At 73.3% G+C, this 16,498-nt stretch carries 16 protein-coding genes; 7 read left to right on the top strand and 9 right to left on the bottom strand.

The annotated features are described in order from the left end of the window. Positions 1-132: 132 nt before the first annotated feature. The 9 genes from pobA to ABIH81_RS19685 form a co-directional block, all read right to left on the bottom strand. Complete coding sequence (gene pobA / locus ABIH81_RS19645; protein ID WP_349876359.1) at positions 133-1,305, bottom strand: 4-hydroxybenzoate 3-monooxygenase; 1,173 nt, start codon at positions 1,303-1,305, stop codon at positions 133-135. Positions 1,306-1,478: 173 nt separating this feature from the next. After that, positions 1,479-2,666, bottom strand: a complete 1,188-nt coding sequence (locus tag ABIH81_RS19650) for an MFS transporter (RefSeq protein WP_349876360.1) — start codon at positions 2,664-2,666, stop codon at positions 1,479-1,481. Then, the gene (locus tag ABIH81_RS19655) at positions 2,663-3,493 is read right to left on the bottom strand and encodes an IclR family transcriptional regulator (RefSeq protein ID WP_349876361.1); all 831 of its coding nucleotides are present in this window, start codon (positions 3,491-3,493) and stop codon (positions 2,663-2,665) included. The genes ABIH81_RS19650 and ABIH81_RS19655 overlap by 4 nt, the downstream gene beginning before the upstream one ends. A gap of 23 nt (positions 3,494-3,516) precedes the next feature. Continuing rightward, complete coding sequence (locus ABIH81_RS19660) at positions 3,517-4,977, bottom strand: benzaldehyde dehydrogenase (protein WP_349876362.1); 1,461 nt, start codon at positions 4,975-4,977, stop codon at positions 3,517-3,519. Positions 4,978-5,003: 26 nt separating this feature from the next. Beyond that, positions 5,004-6,602, bottom strand: a complete 1,599-nt coding sequence (locus ABIH81_RS19665) for a thiamine pyrophosphate-dependent enzyme (protein WP_349876363.1) — start codon at positions 6,600-6,602, stop codon at positions 5,004-5,006. Beyond that, positions 6,599-7,438 carry an ABC transporter ATP-binding protein gene (locus tag ABIH81_RS19670; protein ID WP_349876364.1) on the bottom strand — a complete coding sequence of 280 codons (840 nt, stop codon included), beginning with the start codon at positions 7,436-7,438 and terminating at the stop codon, positions 6,599-6,601. The genes ABIH81_RS19665 and ABIH81_RS19670 overlap by 4 nt, the downstream gene beginning before the upstream one ends. After that, positions 7,435-8,229, bottom strand: coding sequence for an ABC transporter permease (locus tag ABIH81_RS19675; RefSeq protein WP_349876365.1), 795 nt, complete (start codon positions 8,227-8,229; stop codon positions 7,435-7,437). Before ABIH81_RS19675 ends, ABIH81_RS19670 begins: the two co-directional genes overlap by 4 nt. Continuing rightward, positions 8,226-9,062 carry an ABC transporter permease gene (locus ABIH81_RS19680; RefSeq protein ID WP_349876366.1) on the bottom strand — a complete coding sequence of 279 codons (837 nt, stop codon included), beginning with the start codon at positions 9,060-9,062 and terminating at the stop codon, positions 8,226-8,228. Before ABIH81_RS19680 ends, ABIH81_RS19675 begins: the two co-directional genes overlap by 4 nt. After that, positions 9,059-10,024, bottom strand: a complete 966-nt coding sequence (locus ABIH81_RS19685; RefSeq protein ID WP_349876367.1) for an ABC transporter substrate-binding protein — start codon at positions 10,022-10,024, stop codon at positions 9,059-9,061. Before ABIH81_RS19685 ends, ABIH81_RS19680 begins: the two co-directional genes overlap by 4 nt. Before the next feature lie 296 nt (positions 10,025-10,320). Here ABIH81_RS19685 and ABIH81_RS19690 point away from each other — a divergent pair, with 296 nt between their 5' ends. From ABIH81_RS19690 to pcaD, 7 genes are read left to right on the top strand one after another with little or no spacing between them, the layout of a single operon-like run. Next, a complete protein-coding gene (locus ABIH81_RS19690) occupies positions 10,321-11,139 on the top strand; it encodes a CoA transferase subunit A (protein WP_349876368.1) in 819 nt (272 codons plus the stop codon). Positions 11,140-11,162: 23 nt separating this feature from the next. Further along, positions 11,163-11,906, top strand: coding sequence for a CoA-transferase (locus ABIH81_RS19695; protein ID WP_349881160.1), 744 nt, complete (start codon positions 11,163-11,165; stop codon positions 11,904-11,906). After that, positions 11,903-13,084: a thiolase family protein gene (locus ABIH81_RS19700; protein ID WP_349876369.1), complete on the top strand. Its 1,182-nt coding sequence runs from the start codon at positions 11,903-11,905 to the stop codon at positions 13,082-13,084. Before ABIH81_RS19695 ends, ABIH81_RS19700 begins: the two co-directional genes overlap by 4 nt. An 11-nt stretch (positions 13,085-13,095) precedes the next feature. After that, on the top strand, positions 13,096-13,848 hold the full coding sequence (gene pcaH, locus ABIH81_RS19705; RefSeq protein WP_349876370.1) for a protocatechuate 3,4-dioxygenase subunit beta: 753 nt from the start codon (positions 13,096-13,098) through the stop codon (positions 13,846-13,848). Then, entirely contained in the window at positions 13,841-14,413 is a 573-nt protein-coding gene (pcaG, locus tag ABIH81_RS19710) for a protocatechuate 3,4-dioxygenase subunit alpha (protein ID WP_349876371.1), read from the top strand. The genes pcaH and pcaG overlap by 8 nt, the downstream gene beginning before the upstream one ends. Next, the gene (gene pcaB, locus ABIH81_RS19715; RefSeq protein ID WP_349876372.1) at positions 14,388-15,731 is read left to right on the top strand and encodes a 3-carboxy-cis,cis-muconate cycloisomerase; all 1,344 of its coding nucleotides are present in this window, start codon (positions 14,388-14,390) and stop codon (positions 15,729-15,731) included. The genes pcaG and pcaB overlap by 26 nt, the downstream gene beginning before the upstream one ends. Next, a complete protein-coding gene (pcaD, locus tag ABIH81_RS19720) occupies positions 15,728-16,495 on the top strand; it encodes a 3-oxoadipate enol-lactonase (protein ID WP_349876373.1) in 768 nt (255 codons plus the stop codon). Before pcaB ends, pcaD begins: the two co-directional genes overlap by 4 nt. The last annotated feature ends 3 nt before the right edge of the window (positions 16,496-16,498 follow it).

Consider the following 16,498-nt stretch of genomic DNA (forward strand, 5'->3'; position numbering starts at 1 on the left):
TGCGATTTCAGGCCAAGAAACTAGACGTGCCCGCGCCGCATCGGTCTGAGGCGTGGCGGGGGCCCGGGCGACCATGGCCCGGGCGTCGCCGCGCTGCTCGTCGACACCGTCGCCGCCGGCCTGCGCTGTCCCTCACACCTCGGGCAGGCCGACGTAGTTCTCTGCCAGGCTGGTCGCGTACGCGCGGGACGTCGCCACGTAGCGCAGCGTCGAGCTCTGCAGCTTCGCCTCGTACGCGTCCTCGCCGTCGAGCCGGTGCAGCATCGAGGTCATCCACCAGGAGAAGTGCTGGGCCCGCCAGACCCGGCGCAGAGCGGTACGGGAGTAGTTCTCCAGCAGGTCGGTGCGCCCCTCGCCGTACCAGGCGGCGAACGCGTCGCCGAGCAGCGCCACGTCGGCGAGCGCCAGGTTCATGCCCTTCGCGCCGGTCGGCGGGACGATGTGAACGGCATCCCCGGCGAGGTACAGCCGTTCCCACTGCATCGGCTCGACCACGAAGCTGCGCATCGGGGTGATCCCCTTCTCCAGGATCGGCCCCTCGTTGAGCGACCAGCCAGGCACCGTCTCCAGCCGGGCCCGCAGCTCCGCCCAGATCCGCTCGTCCGGCCAGGCGTCGATGTCCTCGTCGGGCGCGACCTGGAGATAGAGCCGGGAGATCTCCGGCGACCGCAGGCTGTACAGGGCGAAGCCGCGCTCGTGGTTGGCGTAGATCAGCTCGTCCACCGCCGGCGGCGCGGCGGCGAGGATGCCCAGCCAGGCGAACGGGTACGTCCGCTCGTACGTGGTCAACACGCCGTCGGGCACCGCGCCCCGGCTCACCCCGTGGAAGCCGTCGCAGCCGGCCACGAAGTCGCAGCGCAGCTCCTCCTCCTTGCCGTCCCGCCGGAACCGGATGACCGGAGAGTCGGTGTCGAGGTCCTCGGGGCGTACGTCGCCGACCTCGAAGAGGATCTCGCCACCGGCGGCGAGCCGGGCCGCGACCAGGTCCTTGACCACCTCCTGCTGCCCGTAGACGGTGATCGCCCGCCCGGTCAGCTCGGTCATCGGGACGCGATGCGACTCGCCGTCGAAGCGCAGCTCGATGCCCTCGTGCCGCATCCCCTCCCGGTCCAGCCGGTCGCCGAGCCCGGTGCGCCGCAGCAGGTCGACCGAGCCCTGTTCGAGGACTCCCGCACGCACCCGGTGTTCGACGTATTCCCGGCTGCGGCACTCGAGCACCACGGACTCGATGCCGTGCAGGTGCAGCAGGTGCGACAGCATGAGTCCCGCCGGTCCCGCGCCGATGATGCCGACCTGGGTGCGCATCCGTGCCTCCTCGCTCGCCTGCCGCCGTCGGACCGGCGCCGTCTCTCGTCCGGTAGCCTGCCTGATCCGGCGGGGCGGCGCCGCTCCCGCTTTCCACCCAGCGGAAGGCTCCCTCGAGCCGGCCCCGGCTGTCGGCGTCCGCGGGGCGCGGTGGCCGGCGCGGACCCGCACAGTCAGACCTGGCGGTCCCGTCCGGCGCCGAGCGCGGCCACGGCCATCACCGCGATCGCGACGCAGAGCGCGACGAGCGGGACCGTCCAGCCGGCGGAGGCGTCGTGCAGCATGCCCAGCACCACCGGTCCGGTCGAGCCGAGCAGGTAGCCGACCGACTGCACGGCGCCGGAGAGATCCCGGGCCGACTCCGGCGTACGGGCCCGGAGCACGAGCAGCGCGAGCGCCAGTCCGATCCCGGCGCCCTGGGCCAGGCCGGTCAGGGCGGCCCAGAGCAGGTGCAGCGCCGGCAACAGGAGCAGGCCGAGCAGGCCGACCGCCCAGGCCAGGCAGGTGACCAGCGCGAGGCCGCGCTGGTCGCGGCGGCGGGCGGCCAGGGCAGGCGCCGCCATCGCGGTCGCGATGCCGAGCAGGTTGAACAGCGCCAGCGACCAGCCTGCGTCTGCGGCCGGGACACCCTCGTCCCCCAGCAGCGTCGGCAACCAGGCAAGGACCGCGTAGTAGGTCAACGACTGCATGCCCATGAACACGGCGAGCTGCCAGGTGACCGGCGAGCGCAGCACGGTGGTGCCACCCAGTCGGACCACCGGGGCGACGTGCCGGCGCCGGAGCTGCGGGAGCCAGGCGACCGCGGCCACGGCGGCGAGGCCGCCCACCACCAGCAGGGCGCCGCGCCACCCGAGTCCGGCGTGCGCCAGCGGCGCGGTGACGGCGGCGGCGACGGCGGCGCCGCCGGTGAGCGCCGCGGTGGTCAGGGCGGTCACCCGTCCCTGCCGGTCCGGGAAGTCCTGCTTGACGAAGCTCGGCACCAGCACGTTGCCGACGGTGATGCCGGCGCCGATGACGACGGTGCCGGCGATCACCCAGCCGACGCCGGCCACCGTGCGCAGCAGGCTGCCCGCGACGATGCCGAGCATCGCCAGCAGCAATGCCTGCTCGATCCCGATCCGCCGCCCGAGCAGCGCCGCCAGCGGCGACAGCAGGCCGAAGCAGAGCACCGGCAGGGTGGTGAGCAGTCCCGCCGTGCCGCTGCCCAGCCCGAGGTCGAGCCGGACGTCGGGCAGGAGCGGGGCGAGCCCGGCGATCGCCGCGCGGAGGTTGAGCGCCAGCAGGACCACGCCGAGCAGGGCGAGCCGCCCCGCGCACCGAGGGCGCGCGCCGGCGGGATCCCGTACCCGGACCTCCATCATGCGCTCAGGCTGCCCAGCGGGCGCCGGCGCGGCGCGACGGTGTGCCGCAGGGTGGGGTAGGGGTCGTCGGCGCTCGCCGCGAGCCGGGCGGCCACCTGGTCGGCGGCGCCGCGCAGCACGGGCACCAGTCGCTCCAGCTGGGCGCCGAGGCTGTGCGCGACGATCCCGATCGACGCCACCGCGCCGCCGTCGGCGTCGAGGACGGGTACGGCCACCGAGCACGACCCGAGGGTCATCTCCTCGCTCGTCGCGGCCCAGCCCTGCCGGCGCACGGTCGCCAGCTCGCGGGAGAGCCGACCCGGTTCGGTGATGGTGTACGCGGTGCAACGGGGCAGCGGCCGGCCCAGGAAGGCGGCGACGGATGTGGGCGAGGCGAAGGCGAGCAGCGCCTTGCCCACGCCGGTGGCGTGCAACGGCAGCCGCCCGCCGACCCGGGAGATGATCGGTACCGAGCGGTGCCCGGTGACCTTCTCCACGTAGAGCGCCTCGTCGCCGTCGCGGACCGCCAGGTGCACGTTCTCCCGCACCGCGGAGTGCAGGTCCTGTAGGTACGGCAGCGCCACTTCGCGCAGCCGGGTGTGCAGCGGCGACAGCAGACCCACCTCCCAGAGCCGTACCCCGACGGCGTAGGCGCCGTCGGGTCCGCGGGACAGGGCGCCCCAGGTGACGAGCTCGCCGACCAACCGGTGGGCCGTGGCCACCGGGAGGTTCGCCCGGCGGGCGATGTCGCTCAGCGTCAGCGTCGGATGGTCGACGTCGAAGGCACCCAGGATGGCGAGCACCCGCGAGGTCACCGAGGTGCGCGGGTCGCGGATGCCGCCAGCCACGGTCGTCTGCCTCCTCGTCGGCGTCAGAACGGATACCGGGTGATGGCACCCTGCATGGTCAGCCACTGCGTCTCGGTGAACGCCTCGATGTTCGCCGCGGCGCCGCCGAAGCGGGAGCCGGTGCCGGACGCCCCGACGCCGCCGAACGGCGCGACCGCCTCGTCGCCGACCGTCTGGTCGTTGATGTGCACCTTGCCGCTGGGAATGCGGTCGGCCAGCTCCATCGCCTTCATCACGTCCCGGCTGAGGATGCCGAGCGAAAGCCCGTACTCGGTGTCCCGGGCAAGCGCGGCGGCCTCGTCCAGATCGCGGAAGGCGATCACCGGGGCGACCGGGCCGAAGACCTCGTTCGCGTACGCCGGGGTGGCGGGGGTGACGTCGGCGAGCACGGTCGGGCGGTAGAAGAGGCCCTCGTACGTGCCGCCGGCGGCCAGCCGGGCCCCCGCCGCCACGCTCTGCGCGACCAGCGAGTGGATCTTGTCGCGCTGGCGCTCGTCGATGATCGGTCCGAGCGCCACCTGCTCCTTGGCCGGGTCGCCGACCGGCAGGTGGTCCGCCTTCTCGGCGAGCTTCTCGACGTACCGCTCGGCGAGGCTCTCGTGCACCAGGTGGCGCCCGGTGGTCATGCAGATCTGCCCCTGATGCAGGAACGAGCCCCAGGCGCCGGCGGACGCGGCCAGATCGAGGTCGGCGTCGTCGAGGACGATCAGGGCCGAGTTGCCGCCCAGCTCCAGGTGGGCCCGCTTGAGGTGCCGGGCGGCGGCCTCGCCGACCTTCCGGCCGGCCGCGGTCGAGCCGGTGAAGCTGATGACGCGGACGTTCCGGTCGGCGACCAGCGCCTCGCCGGCCTCCACACCGCCGGGCAGGACGTGCAGCAGCCCGTCGGGCAGCCCGGCCTCCTCGAAGATGCGGGCGATGGTCAGGCCGCCCGAGACCGCCGTGCGGGGGTCGGGCTTGAGCACCACGGCGTTGCCCAGGGCCAGGGCCGGCGCCACCGAGCGGATCGCCAGGATCAGCGGGAAGTTGAACGGCGCGATGACGCCGACCACGCCGACCGGCAGCCGGCGGGCGAGGCTGAGTCGCGGCTGCGCGCTGGGGATGATCTCGCCCAGCGGGTGGGAGGCGAGCGCGGCGGCCTCGTAGCACTCCTGCGCGGCGGTGTCCGTCTCCACGCCCGCCTTCGGCGGGATCGAGCCGGCCTCCCGGACCAGCCAGTCGCCGACCTCGGCGGCGTGCTGCTCCCACAGCTGCCCGGCGCGGCGCAGCACGGCGGCGCGTTCGAGGTAGCTGGTCGCGGCCCAGGCGCGCTGCGCCTCGGCGGCCCGGGCGCAGGCCCGCGCCACGTCGGCGGCGTTCGCCACGCCGATCTGCACGAGCTCCTCCCGCGTGGCGGGGGACAGGACGGGAGCCGTGCCGCCCGCGGCCTCCACCCAGCCGTCGCTGTAGACCGTGCCGTGCCACGTGGTGGCGTCGAGAAGAGTCATGTCGTCCTCCTGGGGGCGGTGCGGGGTCAGGGTTCGAAATGCGGTTCGGTGACGACCGGTACGTCGAGCAGCAGCGGCTCGGTCCGGTCGGCGAGCGTCGGTACGACCTCGTCGAGAACGGCGAGGAGCTCCGGGTAGCTGGTCACCCGCCGGGCGGGGCAGCCGAGCGCGGTAGCCAGCCCGTGCACGTCGAGATCCTCGAACGCCGGCCAGGGGGCCTTGCCGCCGACTTTGTCGGCCAGCCGGTCCATGATCGCGTAGCGGCCATTGGAGAGGACCACGAAGAGCACGCCGCTTCCGTACCGGGCGGCGCTCCAGAGCCCCTGGATGCCATAGAGCGAGGAACCGTCGCCGAGCACGGCGACCACCGGGCGGCTCGGGTCGCCCATCCGGAGGCCGGCCGCGGCCGGCAGCCCGAACCCGAGACCCCCCATCGCGGCGCTGACGAAGCCGCGCGGCTCCTTCGCCGGCAGCAGCCGGTGCAGGTCGGGCCGGGTCGACGGGGTCTCCTCGACCAGCACGACGTCACGAGGCAGTCGCTCGGCCAGTGCGGTGAAGAGATGCACCGCCCGTAGCGGCTCACCCGGGGCCGGGGGCTGGACGGTCTCGGCGCGGCGCGCCGGTTGCGCGACCCGACGGGGTGCGACCCGTTCCGCCAGCGCGGCACAGACCGCGGCGGGGTCGGCGAGCACGGCGAGATCCGCCCGGCTGTGGTGCAGCTCGTCCGGGTCGTCGGAGACCACCGCGACGGTGAGCCCGTCCGGCACGAGCGGACCCGGCTCGTACGGATACTGCCGGAATGCGCCGGTGCCGACGACGAGCGCGACATCGTGTCCGGCGAGCACGGACCGCAGGCGGGACCGGCCGGCCGGCAGGTGCCCGGCGAACTGCGGGTGGTCCTGCGGGAAGCCGGCGCGCGCGCCGAACGCCTCCTGCCAGACCGCCGCGCCGAGCCGCTCCACCAGCGACACCAGCGCGTCCCATGTGCGGCGGTCGTCGGCTCCGGCGCCGACCACCACCACCGGGTTCTCCGCGCCGTCGAGCAGCTGGGCCACCTCGTCGGCGGCCGGTCCGGGCGCCGAGCCGGCGCGCCGGACGGTCGTCGGCGCGGCCAGCCCGAGCGCCGGGTCGACCTGCGCGGACCAGTCGTCCATCGGCACCACGACGATGGCCGGGCCGCGGTGCTGGGCGGCCTCGTGCCACGCCCGCCGCACCGCCGCCGGCACGTCCTGTGGCAGCACCGGCTGGTTCACCCAGACCGGGTACGGCCCAGCGAGCCCCTCCAGCTGCCCGGCGAGGAACGGTTCGAGCGCCAGGTGGCGGCGGTCCTGCTGGCCGACCACCACGACCAGGGGCGCCCGGTTGACCCGGGCGGTGGCGAGTGCCCCCACGGCGTTGCCGAGCCCGGCCGTGGTGTGCAGGTTGACGAACGCCGGCCGCCCGGTGGCGATCGCGTGCCCGGTGGCCATCCCCACGACCGACCCCTCGTGCAGGGCGAGGACGAACTCGAGGTCGTCCGGCAGGTCGGCGAGGAAGGCCACCTCGGTGGAACCCGGGTTGGCGAAGATGCGGTGCATGCCGCACTGCCGGAGGACGTCGAGGGTGTCCTCGCGGACGGTCGTCATTCGGCCACCGACGCGCCACTGTGCGTCTTCGCCCGCTGGATCTGCTCGAAGACGTGCCCACGCAGCTCGGCGAACCGGGCCGACGAGCGGGTGGTGAGCTGGTCCCGCTCGTCGGGCAGGTCGATGGTGACGTCGTCGAGCACCACCGTCGGCGACGAGGACAGCACCAGCACGCGCTGGCCCAGGTAGACCGCCTCGTCGATGTCGTGCGTGACGAACAGGGTGGTCACCCCGAGCCGGCGCCACAGCGACCGGACCAGGTCCTCCAGGTCCGCCCGGGTCTGCGCGTCGACGGCGGCGAACGGCTCGTCCATCAGCAGGATGTGCGGCTCGTACGCGATGGCCCGGGCGATGGCGACCCGCTGCTGCATGCCCCCGGAGAGCTGCCACGGGTACGCCCCGTGCACGTCGCCGAGCCCGACCGCGTCCAGCGCCTGGTGGACCAGCTCCTCGCGGCGTGCCTTCGGCAGCTTCTTCTGCTTGAGCGGCAGTTCCACGTTCTTCCGCACGGTCATCCAGGGGAAGAGGCTGCGGCCGTACTCCTGGAAGACGACGGCCATGCCCGGCGGCGGACCGTTGACCGCCGCGCCTTCCAGCACCACCTCCCCGGAGGTCGGCGGCAGCAGGCCCGCGATGCACTTGAGCAGTGTGGTCTTGCCGGCGCCGGACGGGCCGACCACGCAGACGAGGTCGCCCTTGGCGACGGCGAAGGTCAGGTCGCGGACCGCCTCCACGGACCGGCCGTGCCCCTCGTACACCTTGCGCATGCTTCGGACGTCGAGCAGCACCTCGGTCCGGGTGCCGGCCTCGGTCTGGGTCTGGCTCATGACACTCATCGACTCCCACCTCGCTGCGCCTGGCGCAGGCCGTAATACCAGTTGAGGACTCGCCGCTCGAACAGCCGCGTCAGCATGGCGAGCAGGAACCCGAGCAGACCGAGCAGCAGGATGCCGGTCCACATCTCGGTCACCGCGAACGTCCGCTGGAACTGGATGATGCTGAACCCCAGCCCGTTGCTGGCGGCGAACATCTCGCTGATGACCATGAGGATGATCCCGATCGACAGGCCCTGCCGCATGCCCGCGACGATCTGCGGGCTCGCCGACCGGATGATCAGGTGCCAGAGCCGGGCCGGGCCGCGTACGCCGTAGCAGCGCGAGGTCTCCACCAGCACCTCGTCGATGGCGCGGACGCCTTCGACGGTGTTGAGCAGGATCGGCCAGAGGCATCCGGAGACGATCACCAGCACCTTCATGGTGTCGCCGATGCCGGCGAAGAGCATCAGCACCGGCACCAGCACCGGTGGCGGGATCGCCCGGAGGAACTCCAGTACCGGCTCGCAGAACGCCCGTACCCGGCGGAACGACCCGATGGCGACGCCGAGCGAGACGCCGAGCGCCACGGCCAGGAGGAAGCCGCCGGACAGGCGCAGCAGGCTGGGCAGCACGTCCACGCTCAGTCGGTTGGAGTGCAGCCACACGTCGTCGACCGCGGCGAGAATGTCCGACAGCGGTGGCAGGTAGTAGCTTTCGCTGTCGGCGGTGAGGATCCACCAGAGGGCGAGCAGCGCGACCGGCAGCGCGATCGCCGCCACCGCCGTGCGGGTGATACGACCGGCAAGCCTCATGCCGCCACCTCCCGCCGCAGCGACGGATGCCAGGACAGCAGCCACCGCTCCAGCCGCCGGGCCAGGACGTTGACTGCCACGCCGAGCAGCCCGGTCACGATGACCAACGCGTACATCCGGGCGACGGCGCCGCCGGACTGCGCCACGCCGATCTCGTTGCCCAGACCGGGTGCGCCGATGATGAGCTCCGCGGTGATCGCGAGGATCAGCGCCACGGCCGCGGCGAGGCGGATCCCGGTGAGGACGTACGGCAGAGCGGTCGGCCAGGTGACGTGCCGGACGCGGGCCCAGCGGTTGAGTCCGAAGGTACGGGCCGTCTCCTGGGCGACCGGGTCGACGTCCTGCACGCCGTAGAGCACCTGGACCAGGACCTGCCAGAACGAGGCGTAGACGACCAGCAGCAGTACGGACCGCAGATCGGTGCCGAAGACCAGGACGGCCAGCGGAATGAGCGCCACCGACGGGATGGGCCGGAGGAATTCGATGGTCGAGGCGGTGAACTCGCGCAGCACCGGGACCGTGCCGATCACGAACCCGACGATGATTCCGAGCGCCACCGCGATGGCGAGGCCGATGAACCAGCCGCGGACGGTGTCGCCGAGGGCGGTCCAGAAGCCGGGCTCGCCGACCAGTTCTGTCAGGGCCACGCCGGTCCGGCTGATCGGCGGCAGGTAGTTCGGCGAGACCAGACCGACGCGCGGCACCACCTCGAGGAGCGCGAGGAAGGTGGCGAAGCCGACGACGCCCAGCAGGACATTGCTCCCCGACAGCCGAGCGGCCGCGCCGGCCCGGGACTTCCGGGCTGGCGCGGCGATCGTGGTCGTGGACGTCACGGGAGCAGCTCCGACACGTCGACCTTCTCCTTGATCAGGCCGTCGGAGAGCATCATGTCGGCCAGCGTCTGGACCGACTCCCGGTTGATCTCCGTCGGCCAGGCCGGCAGGGTGATCTTCTCCGCGGCCTCCGGGCTGATCTTGGTGTAGGTCAACAGCACCTTGCGCGCCTCGTCCGGGTGTTCCTGCGCGTACTTCAGGGACTTCTCGATGGCGGCGGTGAAGCGCTTGGTGAGGTCCGCCTTCTGCTGAATCGTCTTCTCGGTGGTGAAGTACGCGGCGATGGTCAGGTTCGGCGCCGCGTCCACGAAGTTGGACGCGATCACCCGGGCGCCCTGGTCCTGAGTCACCGTGAAGAACGGCTCGACGATCCAGGCGGCGTCGACCCGCTTGCTGGTGACGGCGGCCGGCATGTCGGGGAAGGGCAGCTCGACGAACTTGACGTTGGACGGGTCACCGCCGGCCTTGCGGATCGACGCGCGGACGGTGGTGTCGCCGATGTTCTTGAGGTTGTTGACCGCGACGGTCTTGCCGGCGAGGTCGGCCGCGGTCTTGATCGGGCTGTCCTTCGGCACCACGACCCCGCCGAAGTCCTTGCCCTGCTGGCCAGTGGAGGAGTTGCCCTCGGCTATCGCCTTCAGCGGGAGGTTCTGCGAGTGGGCGACGATGAGCGACACGACGTTGCCGAAGGCGAAGTCGAACTCCCCGCTCACCACGCCGGGCACGGCGGCCGCGCCGCCGGTCGTGTTGACCACCTCGACCTCGATGTTCTGCTCGGCGAAGAAGCCCTTCTCCCTGCCGAGGTAGAGCGGGGCCACGTCGATGATCGGGATGGCCCCGACCTTGACCTTCGTGGGCCCTCCGGCCTTGCCGCCGGCGGCCCCACCGTCGTCGGAACCGCAGGCGGCGGTGGCGGTGAGCAGGGCGGCGGTGGTTATGGCGCTGACGATGAGACGACGCATGAGGTACTCCCGCGTCCGGCGGTCCTGGGGACCGGGGAAGGTGGGCCCCGGTTCGGAGGAGCCGGGGGATCTGTTCGCAAGCCGAACGGCTGTTCTCATCTAGAACGTTTTCACGGTGACTCTGCTCACGTCAACGGGTCGCTGCAACATTTCTGCAACGAGCGGGCAACGTCGGACCCGGCTCACCGCGGCTCGTTGACGGATCGCAGTGGAGGGCATTACGTTCGACATGAGGACGGCAGTCCGCATAGCGAACAGCGGACGGGCCACGGAATTCGCAGGAGACGGGGAGGCTCATGGCGAAGCTCGTCTCGCTGGCCGAGGGTGTGGCGGACCTGGTCCGCGACGGGGACGTGGTGGCCCTTGAGGGTTTCACCCACCTCATCCCGTTCGCCGCCGGTCACGAGATCATCCGTCAGGGACGGCAGGACCTGACCCTGGTCCGGATGACGCCGGACCTCATCTACGACCAGCTCATCGGCATGGGTTGCGCGCGTCGCCTTGTCTTCTCCTGGGGCGGCAACCCCGGAGTGGGATCGCTGCACCGCTTCCGCGACGCGGTGCAGAACTCCTGGCCAGTGCCGCTCGAACTCGAGGAACACAGCCACGCCGGGATGGCCAACCGGTACGTCGCCGGAGCCTCCGGCCTGCCGTTCGCCCTGCTGCGCGGATACGCCGGCACCGACCTGCCGCGGCACACCGCCAACATCCGGTCCGTCACCTGCCCGTTCACCGGACAGGTGCTCGCCGCCGTCCCGGCGCTGCGCCCCGACGTCGCCGTCGTGCACGCCCAGCGGGCCGACCGGGCCGGCAACGTGCAGATGTGGGGCATCACCGGGGTGCAGAAGGAGGCCGTGCTCGCCGCGCGCCGATCGCTGGTCACCGTCGAGGAGGTCGTCGACCACCTCGAACCCGTACCGAGCCAGGTCGTCCTGCCCGCCTGGGCGGTGACCGCGGTGGCCGAGGTGCCCGGCGGCTCGCACCCTTCGTACGCCCAGGGCTACTCGGTCCGCGACAACGACTTCTACGTCGCCTGGGACGCGATCAGCCGGGACCGGGACACCTTCCGTGCCTGGATGGAGCAGCACGTGCTGAAGGCTGGGGTGCCGGCGTGACCGTTCAATTCACCGCCGACGAGATGATGACCGTCGCCGCCGCCCGGCAGCTGCGGGACGGCAGCACCTGCTTCGTCGGCATCGGCCTGCCCAGCACCGCGGCGAACCTCGCCCGCGCCACGCACGCTCCGAACCTGGTGCTCATCTACGAATCGGGCTGCCTCGGGGCGAAACCCGACCGGCTCCCGCTGTCGATCGGGGACGGCATCCTCGCCGACACCGCCGACGCGGTGGTCTCCGTGCCCGAGGTGTTCAACTACTGGCTACAGCCCGGCCGGATCGACGTCGGCTTCCTCGGCGCCGCCCAGCTCGACCGGTACGGCAACATCAACACCACGGTGATCGGCGGCGACTACGCCGACCCGACGGTGCGGCTCCCCGGTGCCGGTGGCGCCCCGGAGATCGCCGCCTCCTGCGGCGAGGTCGTGGTGGCCGTACGACAGAGCCTACGGACGTTCATCGAACGGGTCGACTTCGTCACCTCGGTCGGCTACGGCAGCGGGCCGGGCGACCGGGAGCGGCTCGGGCTGCGCGGCGGCGGCCCTCGGGTGGTGATCACCGACCTCGGCGTGCTGGAGGCCGACCCCGCGACCTGCGAGCTGACCCTGACCCGCCTGCACCCCGGGGTCACCGTCGAACAGGCGCGGGCCGCCACCGGCTGGGACCTCGCCGTCGCGCAGCACCTCACGACCGGCGAGCCGCCGACCGCGCACGAGCTGACCGTGCTGCGCGCCCTGGAGGCGACCAAGAAGGGAGCGGCGCGATGAGCAACGAGGTCTACATCCTCGACGCCGTGCGTACCCCGATCGGCCGCTACGGCGGCGGCCTGGCCGGCGTCCGCCCCGACGATCTCGCCGCCCACGTGGTGGGGGAGGTCGTGCGGCGCAGTCCCGACCTCGACCCGGCCCGGATCGACGACGTGCTGCTCGGCGACGCCAACGGCGCCGGGGAGGACAACCGGGACGTGGCCCGGATGGCCGTCCTGCTGGCCGGCCTGCCCCCGTCGGTGCCCGGCGCGACGGTCAACCGGCTCTGCGGCTCCGGCCTGGAGGCGGTGATCGGCGCGTCCCGCGCGATCGCGCTCGGCGACGCCTCGATCTGCGTCGCCGGCGGGGTGGAGTCGATGAGCCGTGCGCCCTGGGTGCTGCCCAAGCCCGAGCAGGGCTACCCGCGGGGGCACGAGACGCTGCACTCGACCACCCTCGGCTGGCGGATGGCCAACCCGCGGATGCCGCAGGAGTGGACGGTGGCGCTGGGCGAGGGCGCGGAGATCCTCGCCGACCGCTACCAGATCAGCCGGGAGGAGCAGGACGCCTTCGCGCTGCGCAGTCACCGGCTCGCCGCCCGGGCCTGGGACTCCGGTGCGTACGCCGACGAGGTCAGCGTCGTGCCGGGCACCGAGGTCGAGCGGGACGAGAGCATCCGGCCGTCCACCACGCCCGAGGCGCTGGCCCGGCTCAAGCCGGTCTTCCGCCCCGACGGCACCGTCACCGCCGGCAACTCGTCGCCGCTCAACGACGGCGCGAGCGCGCTGCTCCTCGCCGACCGGGCCGGAGCCGCCACGATCGGGAGGGCGCCGCTGGCGCGGATCGTCTCCCGGGCGGTCACCGCGATCGAGCCGCAGCTCTTCGGCATCGGGCCGGTGGCCGCCGCAGAAAAGGCACTGCGCCGGGCCGGCATAGGCTGGGGCGACCTCGACGTGGTCGAACTCAACGAGGCGTTCGCCGCGCAGTCGCTGGCCTGCCTCACCGAGTGGCCGGAACTCGACCCGGAGATCGTCAACCCGCAGGGCGGTGCGATCGCCCTCGGGCATCCGCTCGGGTCGTCCGGGTCCCGGATCCTCGGCTCGCTCGCCTGGCAGCTGCACCGCCGGGGCGGCGGGCGGGGACTCGCGGCAATCTGTATCGGGGTCGGCCAGGGACTGGCCGTCGTGCTGGAAGCCTGAGGGAGAGGACGATGACACAGGACATCGCCGGGCGCGCCGAGCGCGGTCTGGTGCTGCCGCGGTACCGGCGCGACGACGTCGACGCCCACCCGCCCCTGCTCAGTCCCGGCTACAAGTCGACGGTGCTGCGCTCGCCGCGGCAGCCGCTGACCTACCTGCCGCACCGACTCACCGAGGTCACCGGGCCGCTGCTCGGGGAGGGGCGGCTCGGCCCACTGGACCACGACCTGACCCGGCAGCACGACGAGGAGCCGCTCGGGCAGCGGATCATCGTGCACGGCCGGGTGCTCGACGGTGACGGCCGCCCCGTGCCGCACACGCTGGTGGAGATCTGGCAGGCCAACGCCGCCGGCCGGTACCGGCATGTGAGCGACAACTGGCCGGCGCCGCTGGACCCCCACTTCACCGGCGTCGGTCGGATGCTGACCGACGACCGCGGGCGCTACCGCTTCGTCACCATCCAGCCGGGCGCCTACCCGTGGCGCAACCACGACAACGCCTGGCGGCCGGCGCACATCCACTTCTCGCTCTTCGGCCGCGCCTTCACCCAGCGGCTGGTGACGCAGATGTACTTCCCCGGCGATCCGCTCTTCTTCCAGGATCCGATCTTCAACGCGGTCCGCGACCCGAAGGCTCGGGAACGGATGATCGCCCGCTACGACCACGCGGCGACCCAGCCGGAGTGGGCGCTGGCCTACCAGTTCGACATCGTGCTGCGCGGCCGGGAGGGCACCCCCTTCGAGGACGAGGACGACGATGAGTGAGCACCTGGGCGTCACCCCGTCGCAGACGGTCGGGCCGTACCTGCACATCGGTCTGCTCTGGCCCGACGGCCCGTACGTCGTGCCCGAGGGCACGCCGGGCGCGATCCGGGTGCGCGGGCAGATCTTCGACGGGACCGGTGACCCCGTCGTGGACGGGATGGTCGAGACCTGGCAGGCCGACCCGGACGGCCGGTTCGACCACCCGGACGACCCGCGCGGCGCGCGGAAGCCGTCCGTGCCCGGCTTCCGAGGCTTCGGGCGCAGCGCCACCGACCCGGACGGATGGTACGAGATCCTGACCGTCAAGCCCGGCCCGCTGCCCGCCCCGGACGGCGGCACCGAGGCCCCGCACCTCGACCTGTCGGTCTTCGCCCGGGGGATGCTGCACCGCGTGGTCACCCGGCTCTACTTCCCCGACGAGGCGGCTGCCAACGACGCTGATCCCGTGCTGCGCAGCGTCGATCCCGACCGCCGGCACACGCTGCTCGCGAGCGAGGCCCCGGACGGGCTGCGTTTCGACATCCACCTCCAGGGCGATCATGAGACCGTCTTCTTCGCCGTCTGACGGACTGCTCGGTGGCCTCTCCGGCGATCCCGGCGTCGACGCCCAACTCACCGACCGGGCCCTGCTGCAGGCGATGCTCGACGCCGAAGCCGCGCTCGCCGGCGCCGCCGCCGACTGCGGCGTGACACCTCGGCCGGCGGCGGAGGCGATCGCCGCGCAGTGCCACGCCGACCGGTACGACGCGGCCGAGCTGGGCCGCGAGGCCGAGAACGCGGGCAACCCGGTCGTCCCGCTGGTCCGCTCGCTGACCGCGGCGGTGCCCGAGGAGGCCCGGGCCTGGGTGCATCTCGGGGCGACCAGCCAGGACATCCTCGACACCGCGCTCGTCCTGGTGACGGTGCGCGCGGTCGGGCCGCTGCTGGGCCACCTCGACGCGGCCGCCGCGGCGGCGGCGCGGCTCGCCGCCACGTACCGCGACACCGTCATGGTCGGCCGCACACTCGGGCAGCAGGCGGCACCCACCACGTTCGGGCTCAAGGCCGCGGGTTGGCTGGTCGGGCTGGTCGAGGCGGGCAGCCGGCTGCGGCAGGTCCGGGCGGCGCTGCCCGCGCAGCTCGGCGGCGCGGTCGGCACGCTCGCCGCGCTCGGACCGGCCGGACCGGCGGTGGCGGAGCGGTACGCCGAGCGGCTGAGCCTGGCCGCCAGCCCGCTGCCCTGGCACACCCGCCGCCAGCCCGTGCTCGACCTGGCCGCCGCGCTCGGCGGGCTGCTCGCTGCCACCGGCAAGGTCGCCCTCGACGTGGGGCTGCTCGCCCAGACCGAGGTCGGCGAGGTCGCCGAGGGCGGCGCCGACCGGGGCGGCTCCTCGGCGATGCCGCACAAGCGCAACCCGGTCGACTCGGTGCTGGTCACCGCCGCCGCCCGGCGCGCGCCCGGTCTCGTCGGCACGATCTTCGCCGCCGCCGGTCAGGAGCATGAACGGGCCGCCGGCGCCTGGCACGCCGAGTGGGAGCCGCTGCTCGACCTGCTGCACGTGGCCGGCGGTGCCGCCGCCCGGACGGCCCGGATGCTGGACGGGCTGGAGGTCCGCCCGGACCGGATGCGGGCGAACCTGGACGCCACCGGCGGTCTGGTGCTGGCCGAGGCGGTCGCGGCGCGGCTGGCCCGCGCGCTCGGCCGCAGCGGCGCGCACGACGTCGTCGCCCGGGCCACCCGGCGGCCGCCGCTGCGCGACGCGCTGCTCGCCGACCCCGACGTGCGGGCGCACCTGAGCGAGCCGGAGCTCGGCGAGGCCCTCGACCCGCACGGCTGGCTCGGATCGGCGGGGCTGTTCGTCGACCGGGCGCTGGCCGCGTACCGGACGGGGGAGTGGTCGTGACGTCCCGTCTGCACGCCACCCTCGACGGTCCGACCGGAGCGCCGGTGCTGATGCTCGGCAGCTCCCTCGGCACCACCGGCATCATGTGGGAGGCGCAGCTCTCGGCCCTCGCCACCCGTTTCCGGGTGATCCGGTACGACCATCTCGGCCACGGCCGCTCGGCGGTGCCGCCCGGGGCGTACACGATCGACCTGCTCGGCCGGGAGGTGCTGGCGCTGCTCGACGACCTCGACGTGCGGCGCGCACACTACGCCGGGCTCTCCCTCGGCGGCATGGTCGGTATGTGGCTCGCCGCGCACGCCCCCGAGCGGGTGGACCGGCTGGCGCTGCTCTGCACCTCGGCCTCGCTGGGCCCGCCCGAGGGCTGGCGACAGCGGGCGGCGACGGTACGCGCCCATGGCCTGGAGGCGATCGCCGACGCCGTGGTGGCCCGCTGGTTCACCCCGGCATTCGCCGAGTCCCGGCCGGCGGTGGTCGCCGAGCACCGCACCATGCTGACCGCCACCCCCGCCGCCGGTTACGCCTCGTGCTGCGAGGCGGTGGCCACGATGGACCTGAGCGCCGACCTGGCGCAGATCAGCGCACCGACGTTGGTCATCGCGGGCGCCGACGACCCGGCCACCCCGGTCGCACACTCGACGCGGATCGTCGAGCGGATCACCGGGGCCCGGCTGGCCGTCCTCGACCAGGCCGCGCACCTGGCCAACGTGGAGCAACCGGAGCAGGTGGGCACACTGCTCCTGGACCACTTCGACGAGGGGTGAACG

It is taken from the genome of Micromonospora sp. HUAS YX12 (assembly GCF_040215685.1).
GTDB lineage: Bacteria > Actinomycetota > Actinomycetes > Mycobacteriales > Micromonosporaceae > Micromonospora > Micromonospora tulbaghiae.